At 69.3% G+C, this 19,523-nt stretch carries 19 protein-coding genes and 1 pseudogene; 12 read left to right on the top strand and 8 right to left on the bottom strand.

The genetic code is table 11. The annotated features are described in order from the left end of the window. The first annotated feature begins 48 nt into the window (after positions 1 to 48). The 5 genes from JOE46_RS12705 to JOE46_RS12685 all read left to right on the top strand — a co-directional run bounded on the left by JOE46_RS12705 (position 49) and on the right by JOE46_RS12685 (position 5,071). Positions 49 to 1,089, top strand: a complete 1,041-nt coding sequence (locus JOE46_RS12705) for an LLM class F420-dependent oxidoreductase (protein ID WP_097213933.1) — start codon at positions 49 to 51, stop codon at positions 1,087 to 1,089. A 102-nt stretch (positions 1,090 to 1,191) separates the two neighbouring features. After that, positions 1,192 to 1,977 carry a hypothetical protein gene (locus JOE46_RS12700; protein WP_143548517.1) on the top strand — a complete coding sequence of 262 codons (786 nt, stop codon included), beginning with the start codon at positions 1,192 to 1,194 and terminating at the stop codon, positions 1,975 to 1,977. Positions 1,978 to 2,064: 87 nt separating this feature from the next. Continuing rightward, the gene (locus JOE46_RS12695; protein ID WP_245221037.1) at positions 2,065 to 3,579 is read left to right on the top strand and encodes a multicopper oxidase family protein; all 1,515 of its coding nucleotides are present in this window, start codon (positions 2,065 to 2,067) and stop codon (positions 3,577 to 3,579) included. A 105-nt stretch (positions 3,580 to 3,684) separates the two neighbouring features. After that, on the top strand, positions 3,685 to 4,059 hold the full coding sequence (locus JOE46_RS12690) for a glyoxalase superfamily protein (RefSeq protein ID WP_097213936.1): 375 nt from the start codon (positions 3,685 to 3,687) through the stop codon (positions 4,057 to 4,059). A gap of 109 nt (positions 4,060 to 4,168) precedes the next feature. Then, positions 4,169 to 5,071, top strand: a complete 903-nt coding sequence (locus JOE46_RS12685) for a universal stress protein (RefSeq protein WP_097213937.1) — start codon at positions 4,169 to 4,171, stop codon at positions 5,069 to 5,071. A 25-nt stretch (positions 5,072 to 5,096) separates the two neighbouring features. Here the strand turns inward: JOE46_RS12685 and JOE46_RS12680 are convergent, their stop codons facing one another. Together JOE46_RS12680 and JOE46_RS12675 are read right to left on the bottom strand one after the other, a co-directional pair. Next, positions 5,097 to 5,333, bottom strand: coding sequence for a hypothetical protein (locus JOE46_RS12680; protein ID WP_097213938.1), 237 nt, complete (start codon positions 5,331 to 5,333; stop codon positions 5,097 to 5,099). Further along, on the bottom strand, positions 5,330 to 6,286 hold the full coding sequence (locus JOE46_RS12675) for an acyl-ACP desaturase (RefSeq protein WP_097213939.1): 957 nt from the start codon (positions 6,284 to 6,286) through the stop codon (positions 5,330 to 5,332). Before JOE46_RS12675 ends, JOE46_RS12680 begins: the two co-directional genes overlap by 4 nt. A 102-nt stretch (positions 6,287 to 6,388) precedes the next feature. Between JOE46_RS12675 and JOE46_RS12670 the strand changes: the two genes are divergently transcribed. Then, positions 6,389 to 7,039, top strand: coding sequence for a response regulator transcription factor (locus JOE46_RS12670; protein ID WP_097213940.1), 651 nt, complete (start codon positions 6,389 to 6,391; stop codon positions 7,037 to 7,039). Here JOE46_RS12670 and JOE46_RS12665 read toward each other — a convergent pair. After that, on the bottom strand, positions 7,036 to 8,664 hold the full coding sequence (locus tag JOE46_RS12665; protein ID WP_209927452.1) for a GAF domain-containing protein: 1,629 nt from the start codon (positions 8,662 to 8,664) through the stop codon (positions 7,036 to 7,038). The genes JOE46_RS12670 and JOE46_RS12665 overlap by 4 nt on opposite strands. A gap of 80 nt (positions 8,665 to 8,744) precedes the next feature. Here JOE46_RS12665 and JOE46_RS12660 point away from each other — a divergent pair, with 80 nt between their 5' ends. Next, positions 8,745 to 9,383: a Tat pathway signal protein gene (locus JOE46_RS12660; RefSeq protein WP_097213942.1), complete on the top strand. Its 639-nt coding sequence runs from the start codon at positions 8,745 to 8,747 to the stop codon at positions 9,381 to 9,383. Here the strand turns inward: JOE46_RS12660 and JOE46_RS12655 are convergent. Further along, positions 9,380 to 10,108: an SRPBCC domain-containing protein gene (locus JOE46_RS12655; RefSeq protein ID WP_097213943.1), complete on the bottom strand. Its 729-nt coding sequence runs from the start codon at positions 10,106 to 10,108 to the stop codon at positions 9,380 to 9,382. The genes JOE46_RS12660 and JOE46_RS12655 overlap by 4 nt on opposite strands. A 413-nt stretch (positions 10,109 to 10,521) precedes the next feature. On the opposite strand from JOE46_RS12655, the gene JOE46_RS12650 reads away from it, so the two are divergent. Beyond that, complete coding sequence (locus JOE46_RS12650) at positions 10,522 to 12,351, top strand: 1-deoxy-D-xylulose-5-phosphate synthase (protein WP_209929095.1); 1,830 nt, start codon at positions 10,522 to 10,524, stop codon at positions 12,349 to 12,351. After that, positions 12,344 to 12,891: pseudogene (locus JOE46_RS12645) on the top strand (NUDIX domain-containing protein). Before JOE46_RS12650 ends, JOE46_RS12645 begins: the two are co-directional and overlap by 8 nt. Positions 12,892 to 12,897: 6 nt before the next feature. On the opposite strand, the gene JOE46_RS12640 reads toward JOE46_RS12645, so the two are convergent. After that, a complete protein-coding gene (locus JOE46_RS12640; protein ID WP_209927450.1) occupies positions 12,898 to 13,533 on the bottom strand; it encodes an alpha/beta fold hydrolase in 636 nt (211 codons plus the stop codon). 167 nt (positions 13,534 to 13,700) lie between these two features. Between JOE46_RS12640 and JOE46_RS12635 the strand changes: the two genes are divergently transcribed. Both JOE46_RS12635 and JOE46_RS12630 read left to right on the top strand, forming a co-directional pair. Then, a complete protein-coding gene (locus JOE46_RS12635) occupies positions 13,701 to 15,167 on the top strand; it encodes an APC family permease (protein WP_209927448.1) in 1,467 nt (488 codons plus the stop codon). A gap of 14 nt (positions 15,168 to 15,181) precedes the next feature. Beyond that, positions 15,182 to 16,519: an FAD-binding oxidoreductase gene (locus tag JOE46_RS12630; protein ID WP_209927446.1), complete on the top strand. Its 1,338-nt coding sequence runs from the start codon at positions 15,182 to 15,184 to the stop codon at positions 16,517 to 16,519. On the opposite strand, the gene JOE46_RS12625 is transcribed toward JOE46_RS12630, so the two are convergent. Further along, entirely contained in the window at positions 16,462 to 17,379 is a 918-nt protein-coding gene (locus tag JOE46_RS12625) for a DUF4873 domain-containing protein (protein ID WP_209927444.1), read from the bottom strand. The genes JOE46_RS12630 and JOE46_RS12625 overlap by 58 nt on opposite strands. Then, positions 17,379 to 18,275 (bottom strand): diiron oxygenase, encoded by an 897-nt coding sequence (locus JOE46_RS12620; protein WP_209927442.1) that lies wholly within the window; start codon positions 18,273 to 18,275, stop codon positions 17,379 to 17,381. The genes JOE46_RS12625 and JOE46_RS12620 overlap by 1 nt, the downstream gene beginning before the upstream one ends. 194 nt (positions 18,276 to 18,469) lie before the next feature. On the opposite strand from JOE46_RS12620, the gene JOE46_RS12615 reads away from it, so the two are divergent. After that, the gene (locus JOE46_RS12615) at positions 18,470 to 19,087 is read left to right on the top strand and encodes a TetR/AcrR family transcriptional regulator (RefSeq protein WP_373560296.1); all 618 of its coding nucleotides are present in this window, start codon (positions 18,470 to 18,472) and stop codon (positions 19,085 to 19,087) included. 19 nt (positions 19,088 to 19,106) lie between these two features. On the opposite strand, the gene JOE46_RS12610 is transcribed toward JOE46_RS12615, so the two are convergent. Then, entirely contained in the window at positions 19,107 to 19,439 is a 333-nt protein-coding gene (locus tag JOE46_RS12610) for a cupin domain-containing protein (protein ID WP_027500871.1), read from the bottom strand. Positions 19,440 to 19,523 lie beyond the last annotated feature (84 nt).

The raw sequence follows: 19,523 nt of genomic DNA, 5'->3' as shown, positions 1-19,523 counted from the left end.
CGTAGGGTGCGAGGTGATATTCACATCGAATCGATTAGAGGTGTCCGGGTGCGAGTCGGAATGCAGATCACCTACAGCGGCGGGTTCGCCGAGACCGTCGCGGAGGTCGCCGACCTCGAGCGCGCCGGCCTCGACATCGCGTTCATCGCGGAGGCGTACTCCTACGACGCGGTCAGCCAGCTCGGCTTCCTCGCGGCGAGGACCTCGACGATCGAGCTGGCGTCGGGCATCTTCCAGATCTACACCCGGACGCCGTCGCTGATGGCGATGACCGCGGCCGGACTCGACTTCGTCTCCGACGGCCGGTTCGTGCTCGGCCTCGGCGCCTCCGGACCGCAGGTGATCGAGGGCTTCCACGGCGTGCCGTACACCGCCCCGCTCGGCCGGACCCGCGAGATCGTCGACATCTGCCGTCAGGTGTGGCGGCGCGAGAAGGTCCAGTACGACGGCAAGTACTACCAGATCCCGCTGCCCGCGGAGAAGGGCACCGGACTCGGCAAGCCGCTCAAGCTGATCAACCACCCCGTGCGCGATCGCATCCCGATCGTCATCGCCGCGCTCGGCCCGAAGAACGTCGCGCTGACCGCCGAGATCGCCGAGGGCTGGCAGCCGATCTTCTTCGATCCCGAGCGCGCGAACGACGTGTGGGGCGAGTCCCTCGCGCAGGGCAAGGCCAAGCGCGACCCCAGCCTTGGCGAGCTGCAGATCTACGCGGGCCCCGCGCTGGCGATCGGCGACGACGTCGACCACCTGCTGGAGTGGGTCAAGCCGAGCCTGGCGCTGTACATCGGCGGCATGGGCGCCAAGGGCAAGAACTTCTACAACGACCTGGCCTGCCGGTACGGCTACGAGGCCGAGGCCGCCACGATCCAGGAGCTGTACCTGTCCGGCAAGAAGGCGGAGGCCGTCGCGGCCGTTCCGGACGAGCTCGTGCGCGCGATCTCCCTCATCGGCCCCGCCGGCTACGTCAAGGAGCGGGTCGCGGCGTTCGCCGAGGCGGGCGTCACCACGCTGACCGTGAGCCCGCTGGCGGGCGATTCCGCCGGCCGCGTCGCGCTGATCGACCAGTTCCGCAAGCTCGTCGACTGACCGCCGAGTGTGCAGCTCCCGTCGCGGCCACTCGGGCGACGCGACGGGAGCTGCACACTCGACGCGCCTGCACGGCCGGCCGCGGGTGCCTATTGTCGGGGGATGCGCCCCTTGATGGTCGCGACCGTTCGTTCGGAGTGGGTGCGAGCGTGGCGGTGGCCCGCACAGGTGCCGATGACGGTGCTGGGTAATGCGGCGCTCGTCTGCGTCGCCTGGTTCGTCATCCCGCGCAGCTGGCTGTTCGACTTCACCGGCGCGTGGGGCCTCCCGATCGCCCTGGCCGGATGGATGTACGCGGACGTGTCCGCGACCAATGTGCTGGGACAGGACCCGGCCGACGCGCTGACCGTGCTGTCCGACGGTGCCGCGCTCGAACGGCTGCTGCGGGCCAAGACCATCGTGCTGTGGCTGATGGTGGCACCGGCCTGCACGGCGGTCGCCCTCGCCCTCGGGGTCCTCGAACACGACCTGACGCTCGCCTTGCTGATGATGGTCGGGCTGTGCGTGATCCCGCTCGGTCCGCTGGCGCTGTCCGGCTGGGTCGGCGTCGTCTTCCCCTATCATCAGCGTTCCCTGCGTTGGCGGTGGGCGAACCGGCACCGGTTCCGGTCGGTCGTCGCGCGCTGGCTGATCCTGGTGGTGCTGCCGTATGGGGTGTTCCCGGCCGCGATCGTGGTGGTCCTCGCGGTGCCCCTGTTGATGTTCCACCTGCTGCCGCCGTTCGACGTCGGGGCGGTGCTGACTGCGGACGGACGGGTCGGGTTCGTGGTGTCGGCGAGCGTGGTGTCGGTGCTCGCCTGGTTCGCGGCGATCCGGGGCACGGCCTTCCTGGCGGGTCGACGGGCGGGCCGCCTGACCGACTACCTCGGCGACGCCGAGCGGGGCTGAGGTCGGCTCCACTCGGGGTTTCTCGGGGTGCGAATCTGGGTGCCTTCCTGGATGTGTCGGCACGGCGGACCGGCGAGCATCGGTGGCATGGAGAAAACACGCGTTCGGTGGCTGCGGGTGATCGGTGGCCTGTTCGCCGCCGCCGCCATCGTGATCGGTGTCGTGGCGGGCGGTGTCGTCTACGCGTGGCAGAGCGCCCGGGTTGACACCACCGGTCAGGTGCGGTTCGACCGCCCGCTCGCGATCCCGCCGCTCGCCGCGTCCACGACCGCCGCGGACGGGACCAGGGAGTTCGATCTCGAACTGCGCAGCGGCACCACCGACCTCGGGCACGGCCGCGGCACCGAGACCTGGGGCGTGAACGGCTCCTACCTCGGCCCGACGGTGCGCGCGGAGCGTGGCGAGCCGGTCCGGATGAACGTGCGAAACGGCCTGGACGAGGCCAGCACGCTGCACTGGCACGGCATGCACCTGCCCGCGGCCATGGACGGCGGGCCGCATCAGATGGTCGAGCCCGGCACCACCTGGTCACCGCAGTGGACGGTCGATCAGCCCGCGGCCACGCTCTGGTACCACCCGCACCTGCACGGGGCGACCGCCGAGCACGTCTACCGCGGCGTCGCGGGCATGTTCCTCATCGACGACCCGGCCGGGCCCGTACTGCCGGACCGATACGGCATCGACGACGTCCCGGTGATCGTGCAGGACAAGAAGTTCGACGGGGACCGACTCGACGACGGTGCGGCGATGTTCAGCGACACCGGGGTGCTCGGCGACGAGGTGCTCGTCAACGGCACCCCAGGACCCTACCTCGACGTCACCACCGAGCGGCTGCGGCTGCGGTTGCTCAACGCGTCCAACGCGCGGGTGTACCGGTTCGGGTTCGACACCGGTCTCGGGTTCTCGCTCATCGGCACCGACGGCGGTCTGTTGCCGAAACCCGTTGAGATGACCAGCCTTCAGCTCTCGCCCGGTGAACGAGCGGAGATCGTGGTCGCCGTTCCGGCGGGCACCTCGCCGGTGTTGCGCAGTACCCCGCCCGACCTCGGCGCCGACTTCTGGGGCACCCGGTTCGCAGGCGGGTCGGACACCATGGACATCCTGCAACTGCGCGCGGCCGACCGGCTCGAGTCGAATGCCGACGTCCCGAGTTCGCTTGCCGCGCAAGCCGATCTGGGGGTGCCGAGCGTGACCCGAAAGTTCGACCTGACCAGCTCGACGCAGATCAACGGGAAGTCGATGGACATGGGACGGATCGACGAGGTGGTCACCATCGGGACGACGGAGGTCTGGGAGGTGCGCAACGTGAGCGGGGGAGTGCACAACTTCCACGTCCACGACGTGCAGTTCCAGGTTCTTGACACCGACGATCCCGCGCTGACCGGGCCGAAGGACACCGTCTATCTGCCGCCAGGGCGGACCCTGCGGCTGTTGATGCGGTTCACCGACTTCTCCGATCCGTCGACCCCGTACATGTTCCATTGCCACCTGCTCCGGCACGAGGACAACGGGCTGATGGGGCAGTTCGTGGTGGTCGAACCGGGTCAGCTGCCGGTGCAACCGCCATCGCCGCCATCGGACGCCGCGCGTGGTCACCACTGAACATTTGCGAAACGCCCGGGTCGAAAACGAATGAGGACCGTTCCTGACCGCGATTCGCGCGACACTCGATGGGTCGCTCAGTCAATTCGAAACGAAGGACAGGTCATGGACATCAAGCTCGAACTGGTCGCGATCCCCGTCACCGACATCGACCGCGCCAAGGAGTTCTACGTCCGGCTCGGCTTCAACGCGGACCACGATCACACCGTCAACGAGGACCTCCGCTTCGTCCAGCTCACGCCGCCCGGGTCGGCCTGCTCGATCTGCATCGGCAAGGGCGTCACCGATGCCGAGCCCGGCTCGGTCGTCGGCATGCAGGTGGTGGTCAAGGACATCGAGGAAGCCGAGCGCGAGTTCAAGAGCCGCGGCATCGACATCAGCCCGATCGACCGCCAGCCGTGGGGCAACTTCGTGTACTTCAGCGATCCCGACGGGAACAAATGGGCGGTCCAGGAAATCGTGATCCCGTCGGCCGGGTGACCAGCGCAACAGCGATCGGTCCGCAAGAGTGACCTTCGACCCTGACAGGGCGCAGGCAAATTCAGGACAATGGTCCGGGCAGACCAATCGTGATCGTGAAGGGAGAACCATGAGCGCAGGAAAGCCCATCGTGGTGGGTGTGGACGGATCGGAATCCTCGACGGCGGCGGTGGCATGGGCTGCACGCACCGCGGCGATGAGGAAGACGCCGCTGGTCCTCGTGTCGGTGGTGCACGTCCCTGCGTACTACTACTCCGAGCCGTACCTCGCAAGGGGCTACGGAGACGACCTCATGAACGCGGGCCGCGCCCACCTGGACTCCGCTGCGGTGCTCGCCGCGCAGGCCGTGGACGGTCTCGCGTCCGTCGACATCAGCACGAAGCTGCACGAGGGGCAGATCGCGGACACGCTGCTGCAGTACTCGGACGGCGCGACCATGATCGTGCTCGGGTCGCGTGGTCTCGGGGAGTTCACCGGAGCGCTGATGGGGTCGGTCACCGTCGCGGTGTCCTCGCACTCGACGGCCCCGGTCGCGGTCGTCCGCGGCCGCACCCTCGACGGCAGGCCGCCGACCGAGGGCCCCGTCGTCGTCGGGGTCGACGGCTCGGCGGTGAGTGAGGCGGCCGTCGCGGTCGCGTTCGAGGAGGCCGCGGCCCGGCACGCCACGCTGGTCGCGGTGCACGTCTGGAGCGATGTGTCGGTCCAGCCCTCGCTGGGCGCGACCGCCGACGACCCGCACTGGAGCGGGATCCAGTCGTTCGAGGAGGCGGTGTTGTCCGAGCGGCTCGCCGGCTGGACCGAGCGCTACCCCGACGTCTCCGTGCAGCGGGTCGTGGCGAGGGATCGCCCGGTGCGGGTGCTCAGCGAGTACGCCGAGCGCGCGCAGTTGCTGGTGGTCGGCAGCCACGGCCGCGGCGGTTTCAAGGGCATGCTGCTCGGCTCGACCAGCAACGCGCTGATGCGCACCGCGGACTGCCCGGTGCTCATCGTCCGCCCGACGGACAAGGCCTAGCCGCCGGCCGCGGGCGGTCGGGGCTTCAGCCGAAGTCCGCCAGACCGCCCGCGCGCAGCTGGGCCCACGCGTCGGCGGGGTGCACCCCGCGACGGACGGCGTCGTTCTCGATGAGCACGCCGAGCAGCACCGAGTTCATGAACGCGAGACCCTCCGACTGGTGCTGGGTGGTCTTCGCCTCCGTCCACCGCATGATGTTGCCGCGCTTGGCGGCCGCGGCCATCTCCAGCACCGCATCGAACATCGCCGACGTCTCGCTCATCGCACGGACTCCTTCCCCTCGTCGCGGGCGGCCGCGCGCGCGAGCGCACGATCGCGGGCATCCTCGAATCGCTCCGCGTCGGCCTGCAGACCGACGAGGAACCGCTCCAGCTGTTCGCGCTGTTCCTCGCCCTCCGCGGTGAAGTCGTTGCGCTCGAAGATCTTCCAGGTGCGGAGCACGGGCATGACCACGTCGTCGAGGTGCTGGCGGAGGTCGTAGATGCCGCCCTTCGCGATCAGCACCGCATTGCGGCGGAAGCCGGGCATGCCGGATCCGGGCATCTGGAAGTTGGTCAGCACCTTGGTGATCGCGCGGATGGTCTGATCGGGGGACACATCGAGCGCGGCCCCGCAGATGTTGCGATAGAACATCATGTGCAGGTTCTCGTCGGCCGCGACGCGGGCGAGCATGCGGTCCGCGATCGGGTCACCGCAGGCCTTGCCGGTGTTGCGGTGCGAGACCCGGGTCGCCAGCTCCTGGAATGTCACGTACGAAACCGAATCGAGCAGTCCTGCGTTCCCGCCTGGCGCGAATCCGTTGGTCATGTGGGCCATCCGGGCGTTCTCCAGCGCCACCGGGTCGACGCCCCTTGTGACCACCAGGTAGTCCCGCATGACGATCGAGTGCTTGTTCTCCTCCGCCGTCCACCGGCCCACCCAGGTGCCCCAGGCCCCGTCGAGGGAGAAGTGCTCGGCGATCTCGCGGTGGTACGAGGGCAGGTTGTCCTCGGTGAGCAGGTTCGTGATCATCGCCGCCTTGGCGGTGTCGCTGAGGGTGGACTGGCCGGGGTCCCAGTCGATCCCACCCAGCGCGGCGAAGTTCCGCCCGTCGTCCCACGGCACGTAGTCGTGCGGGTGCCAGTCCTTGGTCATCGACAGGTGTCGATGCATGTTCTCCTCGGCCACGGCCTCCAATTCGTGCAGCAATTCGAGCTCGGTCAGTTCGCGGGTCACGGTCGATCCCCATTCGCAGTGCCGGTGGTCCGCGTCAAGGATTCCCGGGGCCGGGCGGACCGGGCTAGGGCCGAAGGTCCCCGATGTGCTGGGATCGGTGCCATGAGCATGCGGATCTTCCTGGTCGACGACCACGAGATCGTCCGCCGCGGTCTGGTCGACCTGCTCGCGGGTGTCCCCGACTTCACCGTCGTCGGCGAGGCGGCCTCGGTGGGTGAGGCGCTGGTGGCGGTGCCGAAGGCGGAGGTCGACGTCGCGGTCCTCGACGTGCGGTTGCCCGACGGCAGCGGCGTCGAGCTGTGCCGGGACCTGCGCTCGGCGCAGCCGGACCTGCGCTGCCTGATGCTCACCTCCTACTCGGACGACGAGGCGCTGTTCGACGCGGTGATGGCGGGTGCCTCGGGGTACCTGCTCAAGCAGATCCTCGGCACGGACCTGGTCGCGGCCATCCGGACGGTCGGGGCGGGCGTCTCCCTGATCGACGCCGACGCCACAGCGGCGGTGCTGGGCCGGATCCGCGCCCAACGCGATCAGGGCGCCGCGGTGTCCGGGCTGTCGGAGCAGGAGCGGGCCGTGTTCGAGCTCATCGGTGAGGGGCTGACGAACCGGGAGATCGGCGGGCGCCTGTTCCTGGCCGAGAAGACGGTGAAGAACTACGTGTCCAGGATTCTCGCGAAGCTCGGTATGCAGCGCCGGACCCAGGCCGCGGTGCTGGCCACCGAGCTGCGGGGCCGGCCGGGACGGGACCGCTAGCCCGCCGCGCCCATCGGTACCCGCCAGGTCAGGACGGTTCCGCCGCCGACGGCCGCGGTCACCTCACACCGACCGGCGCACGTGGCCGCGCGACGGTCCAGGTTGGCAAGTCCGCTGCGTGGCTCGTCGCCGGACATGCCGACCCCGTCATCGGTGATCGCGATCGTGAATTCTTTTGCCGCGGTGATGGATACGGCTATCGACGAGGCGCTCGCATGCCGTCGGGCGTTGCTCAGTCCCTCCCGCAGCACCGCCTCGGCGTGTGGGTGGACCGGCGCCGGGACCAGGGTGTCGATCGGCCCCGAGAACTGGACCGTGGGGGTGATCGCGGACTGCGGGGTGACCTCGCCGATCACATCGAGCAGCCGCCTGCGCAGGCTCGCAGGGGTGGCGGTGTCGCCGGTCTGTAGGTCGAAGATGGTGGTGCGGATCTCCCGCACGGTCCGGTCGAGCTGCTCGACCGACCTGGCCAGCACCTCGCCGTCGGGCGCGGGCAGGGCGATGCTCTGCAGGCTCATGCCGGTGGCGAACAGGCGCTGGATGACGTTGTCGTGCAGGTCTCTGGCGATGCGGTCGCGGTCGGCGAGCACGTCGAGCAGTCGTTGCTGACGCTGCCGGTGCGCGAACTCCAGCGCGACCGCGGCCAGGTCCGCCATCGAGGCCAGCCTGCTGAGCTCGTCGGGCTTCCAGGGGTGCGCGCCCGCTCCAAGGGCCACCACCAGCGCGCCCTCGATGTGCTGCGGCCCGGACACGGGGAGGACCGCCGCCGGGCCCGAGCCCGAGCCGGGCTCGGTGAGCTGGGCCCGGCCGGTCCGGAGCGCCTCCTCGACCGGCGAGCCCGCGAGGTCCGCCACCAGGTTGTCGCGCGGGTGGTCGGTGGTGGCCGCGACGATCGCCCTGCCGGACGAGGCATCGAGCAGCGTGACCGACTCCGCCGAGGTCAGCTCCCGGACGCGCCGCACCAGCAGGTCGAGGGTCTCCGGGACGGATCCGCCGATCAGCAGGCTCGAGTTGATTGCCGCCACCGCGCGCAGCCAGCGTTCCCTGGTGCGGGACTCCTCGAACAGCCGCGCGTTGTCGACGGCGAGCGCGGCGGACTCGGCGAGCACGGTGAGGATCACCTCGTCCTCGTCGGTGAACTCCGGCGCGTCCCGTTTCTCTGTGAGGTAGATGCTGCCGAACGCCCGGCCCCTGACGATGATCGGGACGCCGAGGAAGCTGCTCATCGGCGGGTGGTTCGGCGGGAACCCGACCGAGGCCGCGTGCCGGTCGAGTTCGCGGATGCGAACGGGCCGGGGGTCGTCGATGAGCAGTCCGAGTAGCCCACGGCCCTCGGGCAGATGTCCCATCGTCGCGCGTTCGCCCGCGTCGATCCCCTCGTAGACGAACTCCGACAGCCCGCCGCCGGGTGCCCGGACCCCGAGTGCGCCGTACCGGGCGCCGAGGAGCTGAGTGGCCGCCTGCACGATCCGCTGCAGGGTGGGGTCGAGCTCGAGCCCCGCCCCCACCACGAGGGTCGCGCGGAGCAGATCGCGCAGTTTCTCGGGCGACGTGACGACCTCACTCAGCCGTTCGTGGACGTCGCTGAGCAGGGCATTCAGGCCGTCGGCTGGAAGTTCGACCATGAGCGGCAGCGTAGTCGCTGTAACGGAAACAGACCGGTTCCGATGCTTTTGATAGCTAACCCTTCGGTAAAGGAGCCTCAATGAAGCAGCGATTCACCGTCCGCCGCCGGATTGCCGTGGCCCTCACGTCCGCAGCAGCCGCGACCGCTCTGTTCACCGGGACGGCCACCGCCGCACCCACAGCCCAGCCCGCCGACCCCGGCGCGGCCGCCTCCGGGCTGCGCGCCGCCGCCGCGGGCAACGCCGACGCGGAGGCGGCGATCGAGCGGCTCATCGCCTCGCCGCAGGACGTGGCGAAGGGGCTCGGCAAGCCCGTCCTCACCCTGCCAGGGCAGATCTTCCCGGTGCCCGCCTACTCCGACACCGGACAGGGCGGCGAGGTCCTCGGCCAGCTCTACGGCTCGGGGGTGGCCACCAACACGAACAACGAGTTCCGCTTCGGCTTCTTCGGCGGACCGGGGAACATCGCCGACAACCAGACGGGCGCCGAGCTGAACGTGGTCTGGTACAGCCTGGCCAACGGAACGAGCGGTATCACCCGGCTCGATCAGAACAACAAGGTCGTCCCCACCGTCATCTCCACCGCCCCGCTGAACGTCGGCAAGGGCATGGTCGTCGGCGCGGTCTACGGTTCGCTCTGGCACAAGGTCGGCCCGAAGCCGGAGGACGTCGTCAAGAGCACCATCTGGATGCCGAGCATGGGCATGGTGATGGGCTAGCAGCAGGTCCCGGGACTCTCCCTGGTGTCCCACCAGTGGGTCCACCGGTCCGCGAGGGACTCGAACTCCTCGGCGCCCCGGCCGTAGCCGCTCAGGATGATCTGGGCGCCGCCGCCGGGGCGCTGCTCGTTCTGCGGCTGGATCGCGAGGATCAGGAGCCCAGGGCCGAGGGCGTCGACGGTCAGCCCGAGCTGCTTGGGCGAGCGGAACCACACCGTGCCGCTGAGGGCATCGCCGGTCGCGACGAGGGCGGTGTACGCGGAGCCGGGCGGTCCGGTGATCCCCGCCACGCCCAGCAGCTCCATCGCGGTGGCCCCAGAGGTCGGGCCGTCGAGGTACAGGGTGTGCCGCTCGGCGAGATCGTGCCGCTCCAGCCCGAACTTCAGTTGCTGGAGGAACGTCGTCCACCCCTCGGTGACGTCCTCGTACCAGTCGTCCCACTCCGGGTGGGATCCCTTGGCGGGGCGGGTGATCCGTACGACGGTGCCCTCGACGGCGGGCCTCAGGGCAAACCGGTCGCCGCCCTGGAACGTCAGCGTCAACGCCTCGGCATCCGCGTCGGCGCCGTCGATGTAGATCTCGCGGATCTCGTCATCGAGGCCGCCTGGACCTTCGTATTCCCAGCCGTGCCAGCGCCGGATGAGGGCGGGATCGCGCAACGCCCGCCAGACGCGTTCCGGCTCGGCCGCGATGGTGGTCTCGATGACGATCTCGGGTTCGGTCATGGTGTCGATTTTGCTGCATCGGGCGCGCCGGGACCAGGCCGAACCGACAGAAGATGTTGAAGATCAAATGATTTCGTGGACCGGCTGTGCGCCCCGGACGATCGGGTCCCGTGCGATAGGTGTGCAATCGGGGAAACTCTGAAATAGGGTCGTGCCAGGCCGTCGGGTGAGTCGGCCGCCTGTCGGGGGTGTGGGCGGGCAGTTAGTGAGCACATGCGTACTGAAGGAAATGTGAGAACACTTCGATTCAGGGGGCGTTGCCGTGACCACCAGTTCTGTTCTGTCCGGAGCGCTCGTACGAGACCGGGATTCGAGGCTGGGCCGCTGAGGTGGCCGTCGTCGGCTTGTCGGCCGGCGCGCCGGCGCTAGCCAGGGACACCGCGGTGGATGCGGGTGATCTCGGTGCATGGCCGTTGCTCGCGAAGCTCACCGGTCCCGCTGACATCCGGGGCCTCGATCCCGATGAGGTCGCCGAGCTGTGCGCGCAGATCCGGGACTTCCTGATCCAGAAGGTGTGCGCCACCGGCGGGCATCTCGGTGGGAACCTCGGGGTCGTCGAGCTGACGGTCGCCCTGCACCGGGCCTTCGACTCGCCGCGCGACGTCCTGATCTTCGACACCGGACACCAGACCTACGTCCACAAGATCCTGACCGGCCGCGGTGCCGACTTCGGCGGGCTGCGCCAGGCGGGCGGACTGTCCGGCTACCCGAGCCGGGGTGAGTCCCCGCACGACACGGTGGAGAACTCCCACGCGTCGACCGCGCTCTCCTACGCCGACGGACTGGCCAAGGCGTTCCAGCTGCGGGGCGAGGAGGGGCGCCGGGTCGTCGCGGTGATCGGGGACGGCGGGATGACCGGCGGACTCGCCTGGGAAGGACTCAACAACCTGTCCGTCCCGGGATCGGGAAGGCCCGTGGTGGTGCTCAACGACAACGGCCGCTCCTATGACGCCACGATCGGGGGCCTGGCGGCGCACCTGGCCGCGCTGCGGAGAACGCGCCCCGAGGACTCCTCCGCCGCCGGGCCGTCGCCTGCTCCCCGGTGGGTCGCGAACACCGTGTTCGAGCACCTCGGTCTCGCCTACATCGGGCCCGTCGACGGCCACGACGTCGCGGCCCTCGAGTCCGCGTTCGACCACGCCTGCTCGCTGGGTCGACCGGTCCTCGTGCACGTTGTCACGGCCAAGGGCAAAGGCTATGGTCCCGCGGAAACCGACGCCGCCGATCGGATGCACGGCATCGGGGTGCTCGACCCCGCGACGGGTGCCGCGGCGCCGGGGAAGCCGACGTGGACAGATGTTTTCGGCGACGAGATCGTGCGGATCGGCGAGCGCCGTCCCGACGTGGTCTGCGTGACCGCTGCGATGACGAACCCGGTCGGCCTCGGCCCCTTCGCCCGGACGTTCCCCGATCGGGTCTTCGACGTGGGAATCGCCGAACAGCATGCCGTGTGCTCGGCCGCGGGCCTGGCGATGGGAGGACTGCACCCCGTGGTGTGCCTCTACGCCACCTTCCTCAACCGGGCCTTCGACCAGGTGCTGATGGACGTCGCGCTGCAGCGGCAGCCGGTCACCTTCGTGCTGGACCGGGCAGGCATCACCGGTCCCGACGGCGCCTCCCACCACGGCATGTGGGACACCGGGATCCTGAGCGTGGTGCCGGGGCTGCGCGTCGCGGCGCCGCGTGATCCCGCCTCCCTGCGCGAGCTCCTCGACGAGGCCGTCGCCGACGATGGTGGGCCGACGGTGATCCGCTATCCGAAAGCGACTGCGGGGAGCGATATCCCGGCGATCGCCCGGGTGGACGGTCTGGACATCGTGTACTCGTCCGGGACGACATCGCCGGAGGTGCTGCTGGTCGCCGCCGGAGCTATGGCCGGACCGTGCCTCGCCGCCGCGGCACTCCTGCACGGCTCCGGGATCGAAACCACGGTGGTGGATCCGCGCTGGATCACCCCGATCAGCCAGGCCCTGATCGAGCTGGCCGCGCGTCACCGCGTCGTCGTCACGGTCGAGGATGCCGCCCGCTCCGGGGGGATGGGGGCACTTCTCGTGGAGGCCTGCGCCGACGTAGACGTGCCGACGCCCGTTCTGTCACTCGGCCTCCCGCGCGCCTTCATCGATCACGGCGGGCGCGGGGACCTGCTGGCCCAGCACGGGCTCACGGCGGAGCGGATCGCGGCCGCCGCGGCGCGACTGCTCGCCCGGCCCTCGGCCGAGGCGGGTGATCCCGCGCATGAGTGAGCGCACCGAACTGCGGTCCAGGGACGAGGAGCTGGCGATCTTCGACGACGCGGGCCGCGAGATCGGTACCGCGCCCAGGCCAAAGGTGTTCGCGGAAGGACTGTGGCTGGCCAGCGCGGGGTCCTGCTGAGGTCCCTCGACGGCAGGTGGATCTACGTGCACCGCCGCTCGCACAGCAAGGAGGTGTTCGCGGGATTGCACGACTGCATCGCGGGCGGTGGGGTCGACCCGGGGGAGAGTCCCGAGCGGACCGCCCGCCGCGAGCTGGGGGAGGAGCTTGGGGTCACCGGCGTCAGGCTGTCGCCGATGGCGCGCATCTCCTGGGACGGGAGCTGGGCGGGGCGACCGCTGCGGTGCCACCTCCACGCGTTCGAGGGGCAGTACGACGGGCCGATTCGGCATCAGGACAAGGAGATTGCCGACGGCGGGTGGTGGACCGAGGCGAGCCTGCGGCGACGCCTCGCGGACCCGGCGTGGCCGTTCGCGCCGCACAGCCGGGCCCTGCTCGGTGCCTCGCTCGGGTGCGCGATGGGTCGCTAGGTCAGCTCAGAAGCCGAACAGGTCGGCGGCGGCCTCGACCGCAAGCGGAGCAGCCGCGCTCTTGTCAGGGGCGAGGTCGTGGCCGGTGCCCTCGACCAGCACCAGTCGCGTCGGCGTCGGCACCAGCTTGAGGGCGGCGCGCATCTCCTCCGGGGTCCCGAACGGGTCCCGGGTGCCGTGCACGAAAACGCACGGAACGCGCAGGTCCGGCAGGTGGGCGGTCCTCGCCTTCTCCGGCTTTCCCGGCGGGTGCAGCGGATACGAGAACAGCATCAGTCCGTCGCAGGATTCGGGATGCTCCGCCGCCAACATCGTGGACTGCCGGCCACCGTAGGAGTGTCCGCCGAGAATGATTGGGCCCGAGCAGAGTTCGCGCACCGCGGCCGCGGCTGCCGCGATGCCCTCGCGATCGCCGCCCGCGGTGGACGGGCTCGGCGGTCCTTTCGGCCTGCGCTGGCGGAACGGCAGGTCGTAGCGGAGCACGAGCAGTCCGTGCCCCGCGAATTCCGTTGCCGCCCGCTGCAGCATCTTGGCGTCGCGGTTACCACCTGCGCCGTGTGCGAGCAGAAGGGCACCGACCGGATCCCCGGCGGGCCGATGGAGAACGCCGCTCACGTCCTCGCGTTCGAACAGATCGGTCATGACCTCGACGCTATCGCGTACCGGACCAGAGTGTTTAGGAGCCCGAACCAACGCTGACATCCGTACCCCATCGGAGGACGATGAAACGGACCGGTCTCGCTTCTGACCTCCCGGAGACCTGTCACGACAGCTCCCGCGGGTTTCCGACGGAAGGTGGGGTGGCCGAGATGGTCGAAGCTGCGGCAGGCGCGGTGGACGCCGAGAGTTCTGTCGAGAGTGGTGGCTACCACCAGGAACTGAAGCGGACGCTCGGTTCCTTTCAGGTGTTCGCGATCTCGTTCGCCTTCATCTCGGTCGCGGTCGGCATCTTCGGGACCTACGACGACGTGCTGCAGAATTCGGGGCCGGTCGGGATCTGGCTCTGGGTGCTGGCGGTGGTCGGGCAGATCCTGGTGGCGTTGGTGTATGCGCAGTTCGCGGCCCGCATCCCGCTCAGCGGCTCCACCTACCAATGGGCCTCGCGCCTGGCCAACCCGAAGATCGGCTGGGGGTTCGGGTGGCTGACCGTCTGCTATCTGTCGTTCGGTGTCGTGGCTACCGACAATGCCCTTGCCAGCCAGGCCTTCATGCCGCTCTTCGGCATGGAGCCGGACGAAGACACCGCGCGCGTGATCACGCTGGTGATGATGCTCGTCCAGGCATTCCTCGTAGTGTTCTCGACACGAATCGTCGCCATGATCAACGCGAGCGCGGTGGGGCTCGAGCTGGTGATCGTCGTGTTGCTGGCAATTGCGCTCATCGTCGCCGTCCTGATCACGGGCGACGGCGGGGCGAGCAACCTCACCTCGCGCGGAGTCACCGAGAACGCACCCGACTATTTCGCCGTCGGCGGCGGGTTGATGGCCGCGATGATCATGGGCCTGGCCACGCTCGTGGGCTTCGACGCCGCGGCGAACCTGGCCGAGGAGGCCAAGGACCCGTTTCGTAGCGTCCCGCGCGCGATCGTGGGATCGGTCGTGGCGGCCGGGGCGCTGGGAATGGTGTTCGTGATCGCACTCACCGTCGCGATCGACGACATCCCTCGGATCAGCAAGAGCGAGTCGCCGGTCGCCGCGATCATGCGCGATCAGCTCGGTCCCGTGATGGAGCGAACACTCCTGGTCGCGATCGCGTTCGCGTTCTTCGCCGCCGGGATGGTGACGATGGCCGCGTGTTCGAGGATCGTCTTCGCGATGGCCCGCGACGCCCGGTTCCCCGCGTACCGGCAGATGCGGCGGATCAACCCGCGGACGCAGACACCGATCCAGGCGACGATCCTGATCCTCGTCATCGGGGTCGTCCTGATGGTCGCGCTTCCTGGCGATGCGCTGCTGAAGCTGATCGTGGCGGGGACGCTCCTCACGGCCATCGTCTACGCGGCGACCGTTGTCCTCTACCTGGCGGTGCGCAAGCGGTTGGACCGCAAGGAGGGCGGATTCAACCTCGGGCGGTTCGAATTACCCGTCGCGATCGGGGCGCTGGTGTGGATGGCTTTCGTGCTGTTCGTGCTGATATCCCCAGGGGAGGCGTTCGTCCCCGTCCTGATCGTGGGGGGTCTGCTCGTCCTGGGCGGGCTGTTCTTCCTCGCCATGTGGTTCTTCGACCGCGAGGTGCTCGAGACCGAGCCAGGAGACATCAGCGTCTACGAGCATTGACAGGAGGTGACCGAGTGAGTGCTACCGCCAGGCTGACGGGTGAGGTGGTGCGTCCGGGCGATCCGGGCTACGAGGCGGCGCGGGTCGGCTGGAACCGCCTGTACTCCCGCTATCCCGAGGCGATCGTGTTCTGCTGCGACGCGCACGAGGTGATCAATGCGGTCGAGTGGGCCCGGGAGGAGGGCATCGCCCTGCGCGCCCGCAGCGGCCGCCACAGCCTCGAGGGCTGGTCCTCGCTCGACGGCGGCCTGGTCGTCGACGTCAGCCGGATGAAGGACGTCGAGATCGACGAGACGGCGCGTACGGCGACCGTGGGGACGGGGCTCACCCAGACGGAGGTGGTCGCGGCGCTCGGGCAGCGCGGATATGTCGTTCCGACCGGCTCCGAGGGCGGCGTCGGCCTCGGCGGCGTGATCCTCGGCGGCGGTTTCGGATTGCTCACCCGCCGCATGGGTATGGCCAGCGACAACCTGCTCGCCGCCGAGGTCGTGGTGGCGGACGGCGCGCGCTCGGCGAAGGTTGTCGAGGCCACCGAGACCACCAACTCCGACCTGCTCTGGGCGTGCCGCGGCGGGGGCGGCGGCAACTTCGGGATCGCGACGTCCTACACATTGCGGCTGCACGAGCTCTCCGATGTCACCTTCCTGATCGCCAGGTGGACAGGGCACGGCGAGCTGGGCGCGCTGCTGCGCACGTGGCAGCGGGACGCGCCGGTCGCCGACGAGCGGCTGACCAGCACGCTCGAGGTGGATTCCAGCGCGGTCGAGCTCTCCGCGTTGCTCTACGACGGCTCGCGCCGGGAGCTGACCGACCAGCTGCGCCCGCTGCTGACGATCGGCGACCCCGAGGTGACCGTCATGGAGGACGCCTGGCCCGCGGTGTACGGCAGCGTCGACCGGGGTCCGGACGACGTGGCCAACTGGAAGTTCTACTCCCACTTCGTCACCCGTCCGTTCCCCGACGAGGCGATCGATCTGGTGGTCCGCTACATGGCCGACGCGCCCAGCGCACCGAGCAACTTCTTCTGCTCGAGCTTCGGTGGTGCCGTGCGGCACGCCCCGCCGGGCGGGTCGGCGTTCCCGCACCGCGACGCGCTCTTCTACTGCGAGCCGGGCGCGGCCTGGAACGATCCCGAGCTGAACTCGAAGGCTCTCGGCTGGGCGGCCGGCTTCTGGCGCGCGCTGCGCCCGTACAGCGGCGGTGCCTACGTCAACGTGCCCAACGCCTCCGCGTCGGATTGGGAGCGCGACTATTACGGGCCCAACCGCGAGCGCCTGCGGCAGGTCAAGGCAGCCTATGACCCGGAGAACGTGTTCCGTTTCGAACAGAGCGTGCCCCCCGTGCCCTGCTGAGGACGGACCTCCACGATCTCGACCGGCTCGAGCGGGAACGGGGGAGCGCCGACCCCGGTGATCCGGTAGTTGCCCCACGGGTCCTGTTCGGCCAGCGTCGCGGGCGTCTCGGGTCCGCCGGGAATGGTGAGGTGCATCGCGGATCGGCCCCGCTGCTTGAGCTCGGTCAGTTTGTCGCCCGCGATCCGGCCGTACCAGTGGTAGTTCCCGTCGAGTGGTTCGAAGTGGCCGCTCAGATGCACCCGCACCGACAGGGTGACCTCGTCGGTCGTCAGCGCCGCAGACCCGGCGTAGGCGTTGTCCTCCTCGCGTTCGTCGATATTGCTGAGTTCGAAGGCGCTCCGCTGGGGTCCGCGCGCGGCCGCCGGTCTCGGCCTCCACAGCGACCGGGCGGGCGTGCGGTGGAGGATCCGGTTGAACTCGCGCTGGGCCCCCGCGCGCACCTCGATCCGGGTCGCCTCCTCGGCCGTCATCATCGTCAGGCAGGTGCGGATGTGACCGCCCTCGTCCGCGGCGTGCGTGCCGGTGACGAGGAAGAGGTTGGGGAAGCCGGTGTGCGCAATGCCGAGATAGGCCGCCTGCTCACCGCGCAGGGCGTCCTCGAGGCTCGCCCCGCCCCGGCCGGCGATCGGGGCTGTGGTCCCTGGACCGGCCACCAGGATCCGCGGGCGATGGACCTCGCCCGACTCGGTCCGCACCCGCCACCGGTCGGTCGCCTCGTCGAAGTCGCAGGAGACCGGCTCCGGCAGGCCGGACAGGTCGAGGACGACGTGGCCGTGTCGCCCGGAGTCCTCGAGCGTGCGTGCGATGCCCCGTCCCGCGGATCCGGCGCCGACGATCAGGACCCCGGTCTCGGGCATCACAGGAAACCGCCGCGCCGCCACATCGCCCGGGAACTCGCCCGCATCAGGCCGTTCTCCTCCAGGAACGCGGCCAGCGATTCGAAGCCGCGGCGCTGGTTCTCCCGGAAGTAGGGGTTCACCAGCGCCTGCCTGCGGGCCTCCTTGGGGTCGAGCCCAGCCCGCGAGTACATCACCGGGTTGGTGAACAACCGCTGGAACAGCGGACCGCCGATGCCCTGCACCGTGCCGACCCACAGCTGCTCGATCCGATGACTCTGCGCCACCCGGCGGCGCACGCCCTCGCGGGCGAAGCGGATGTGCCGCGATTCCTCGGTGACGTGAATCTTCATCAGTCGCGAGATCATCGGCTGCAGTTGCGGGTCATCGAGTACGCGGCGCTGGGTTGCGTCGAAGATCTCCTCGCCGATCAGGGCGGCCACCCACAGCATGGTGCCGCGGAACGTCTTGGGCAGGAGGTTCACCACCAGGGCCTGGTGTCGTCGGAGCTGATACGGCTTGGCGCCCATCCGCTCGATCGCCCGGCCGAACATGGTCATGTGCCTGCACTCGTCGCCCATCTCGGTGAGCATGTACCGGGTGTGCAGCGAGGCCGGGTCGTTGTGCAGCAACGCCCGCAGCAGGGCCTGGTTGAGGATGTTCTCGAACCAGATTCCGACGCTGAGGATGTTCGCGGATTCTTGCCGGGAGAGCTCGATCCGCTGCGCCTCGGTCATCGATTCCCACAGTGGCGTCCCGTACAGGGACAGCACGTGCGGGGGCAGGAAGTACTTGTCCTCCTCGAGCGGTGCGTCCCAGTCGATGTCCACGACGGGTGCGTAGGAGCGCTTGACCGAGCCCTTGAGCAGTCGATCCGCGACCGTCTCCCGGTCGAGCGGTGTGGCGGCCTGCGACATGGCTGTCCTCCGTGACTGATCACTGTGTGGTGCCGGGGATTTCGCGTGCATGTTTCCGTTCTCTGTAAAAACGTAAACCGCTCGACGGGTGAGGTCAATAGATACCTGTGAACCGAATTAACATTCTTTTGGGGTTCCGGGCGTCGGCGTCGACCGGGGCGGCCGCGCCATAGAATCGGCCGGTGAGGCCTTCAGTGAGACCAGTGGATCCGGACGCTATCCGGGAGCAGATCCTGGACGCGGCCAAGGAGTGCGTCATCGAACTGGGGTTCACCTCCCGGCTGCACGCGGCCATCGCGCAACGCGCGGGGCTGTCGCGGCCCACCGTCTACAAGTACGTCGGCGACCAGGACGCGATCTTCGGCGCCTTGTTCCAGCGGGAGATCACCCAATTCTTCGTCGTGCTCGATCCCGTGTTGCGTGGGCAAGAGCGGGACCTGCGGGTCGGGTTCGTCGACGCGATCGTGTTCGCCGTGCAGTACGCGCGTGCGCACCCGCTACTGCAGAAGGGCCTGCGCGACGATCCGCAGGTGGTGCTGCCGTGGTTCACGGTGCAGGCCAAGCCGTTCGTCGAGCTCGGTGCGAACCTGCTCACCCCGCACTTTCAGCGCCTGTTCACCCCCGAGCAGCTCGCGGAGGTCAGCCCGAAGGCGATCTCCGAGTGGGCCTTTCGGATCATCGGGTCGCTGATCGTCACCGAGGGCATCGTGGACACCGCGAAGGAGCAGTCGCTGCGCGAGTTCGTCAGCTCGCTGCTGTCGATCGCGTTCATCCCCGCGCCGGATCCGGAGTTGGTGCGCGGCGCGGGGTGATTCCCGCTCGGCCTCGCCGCTACTTGGGCACGGCCACCGTCAGCAGGAACGCGACGTCCTCGAGTGCCTCGACGCTGTGCCGGGCCGCCGGGATGACCAGCATGTCGCCGGTCGAGCCCTTCCAGGAGTCCTCGCCGCTGATCAGGGCGAGCTTGCCGCTGAGCACCAGCAGGGTGGCCTCGCCGGGGCTGTCGTGCTCGGCCATCACTTCGCCCGCGCTCAGTCCGACGACCGTCTGCCGGAGACTGCGCTGATGGCCCCCGTAGATGGTCTGCGAGCTGCGCCCGCTGGTGGCCGCGGCGGCGAGCTTGAGCTGCTGCCGGGCGACGGCTGTCAATGACTTCTTGTCCATGAAGCGCCTCTCCTCGGGCTTGGAGAATGACCTGCCCTTGGATTATGACGCACCACCGCACCCATAGGGCGTTAGTGACGGAAC

It is taken from the genome of Rhodococcus sp. PvR099 (assembly GCF_017833315.1).
Taxonomy (GTDB): domain Bacteria; phylum Actinomycetota; class Actinomycetes; order Mycobacteriales; family Mycobacteriaceae; genus Rhodococcus_G; species Rhodococcus_G oryzae.
This window is presented reverse-complemented; position numbering and strand designations above follow the sequence as displayed.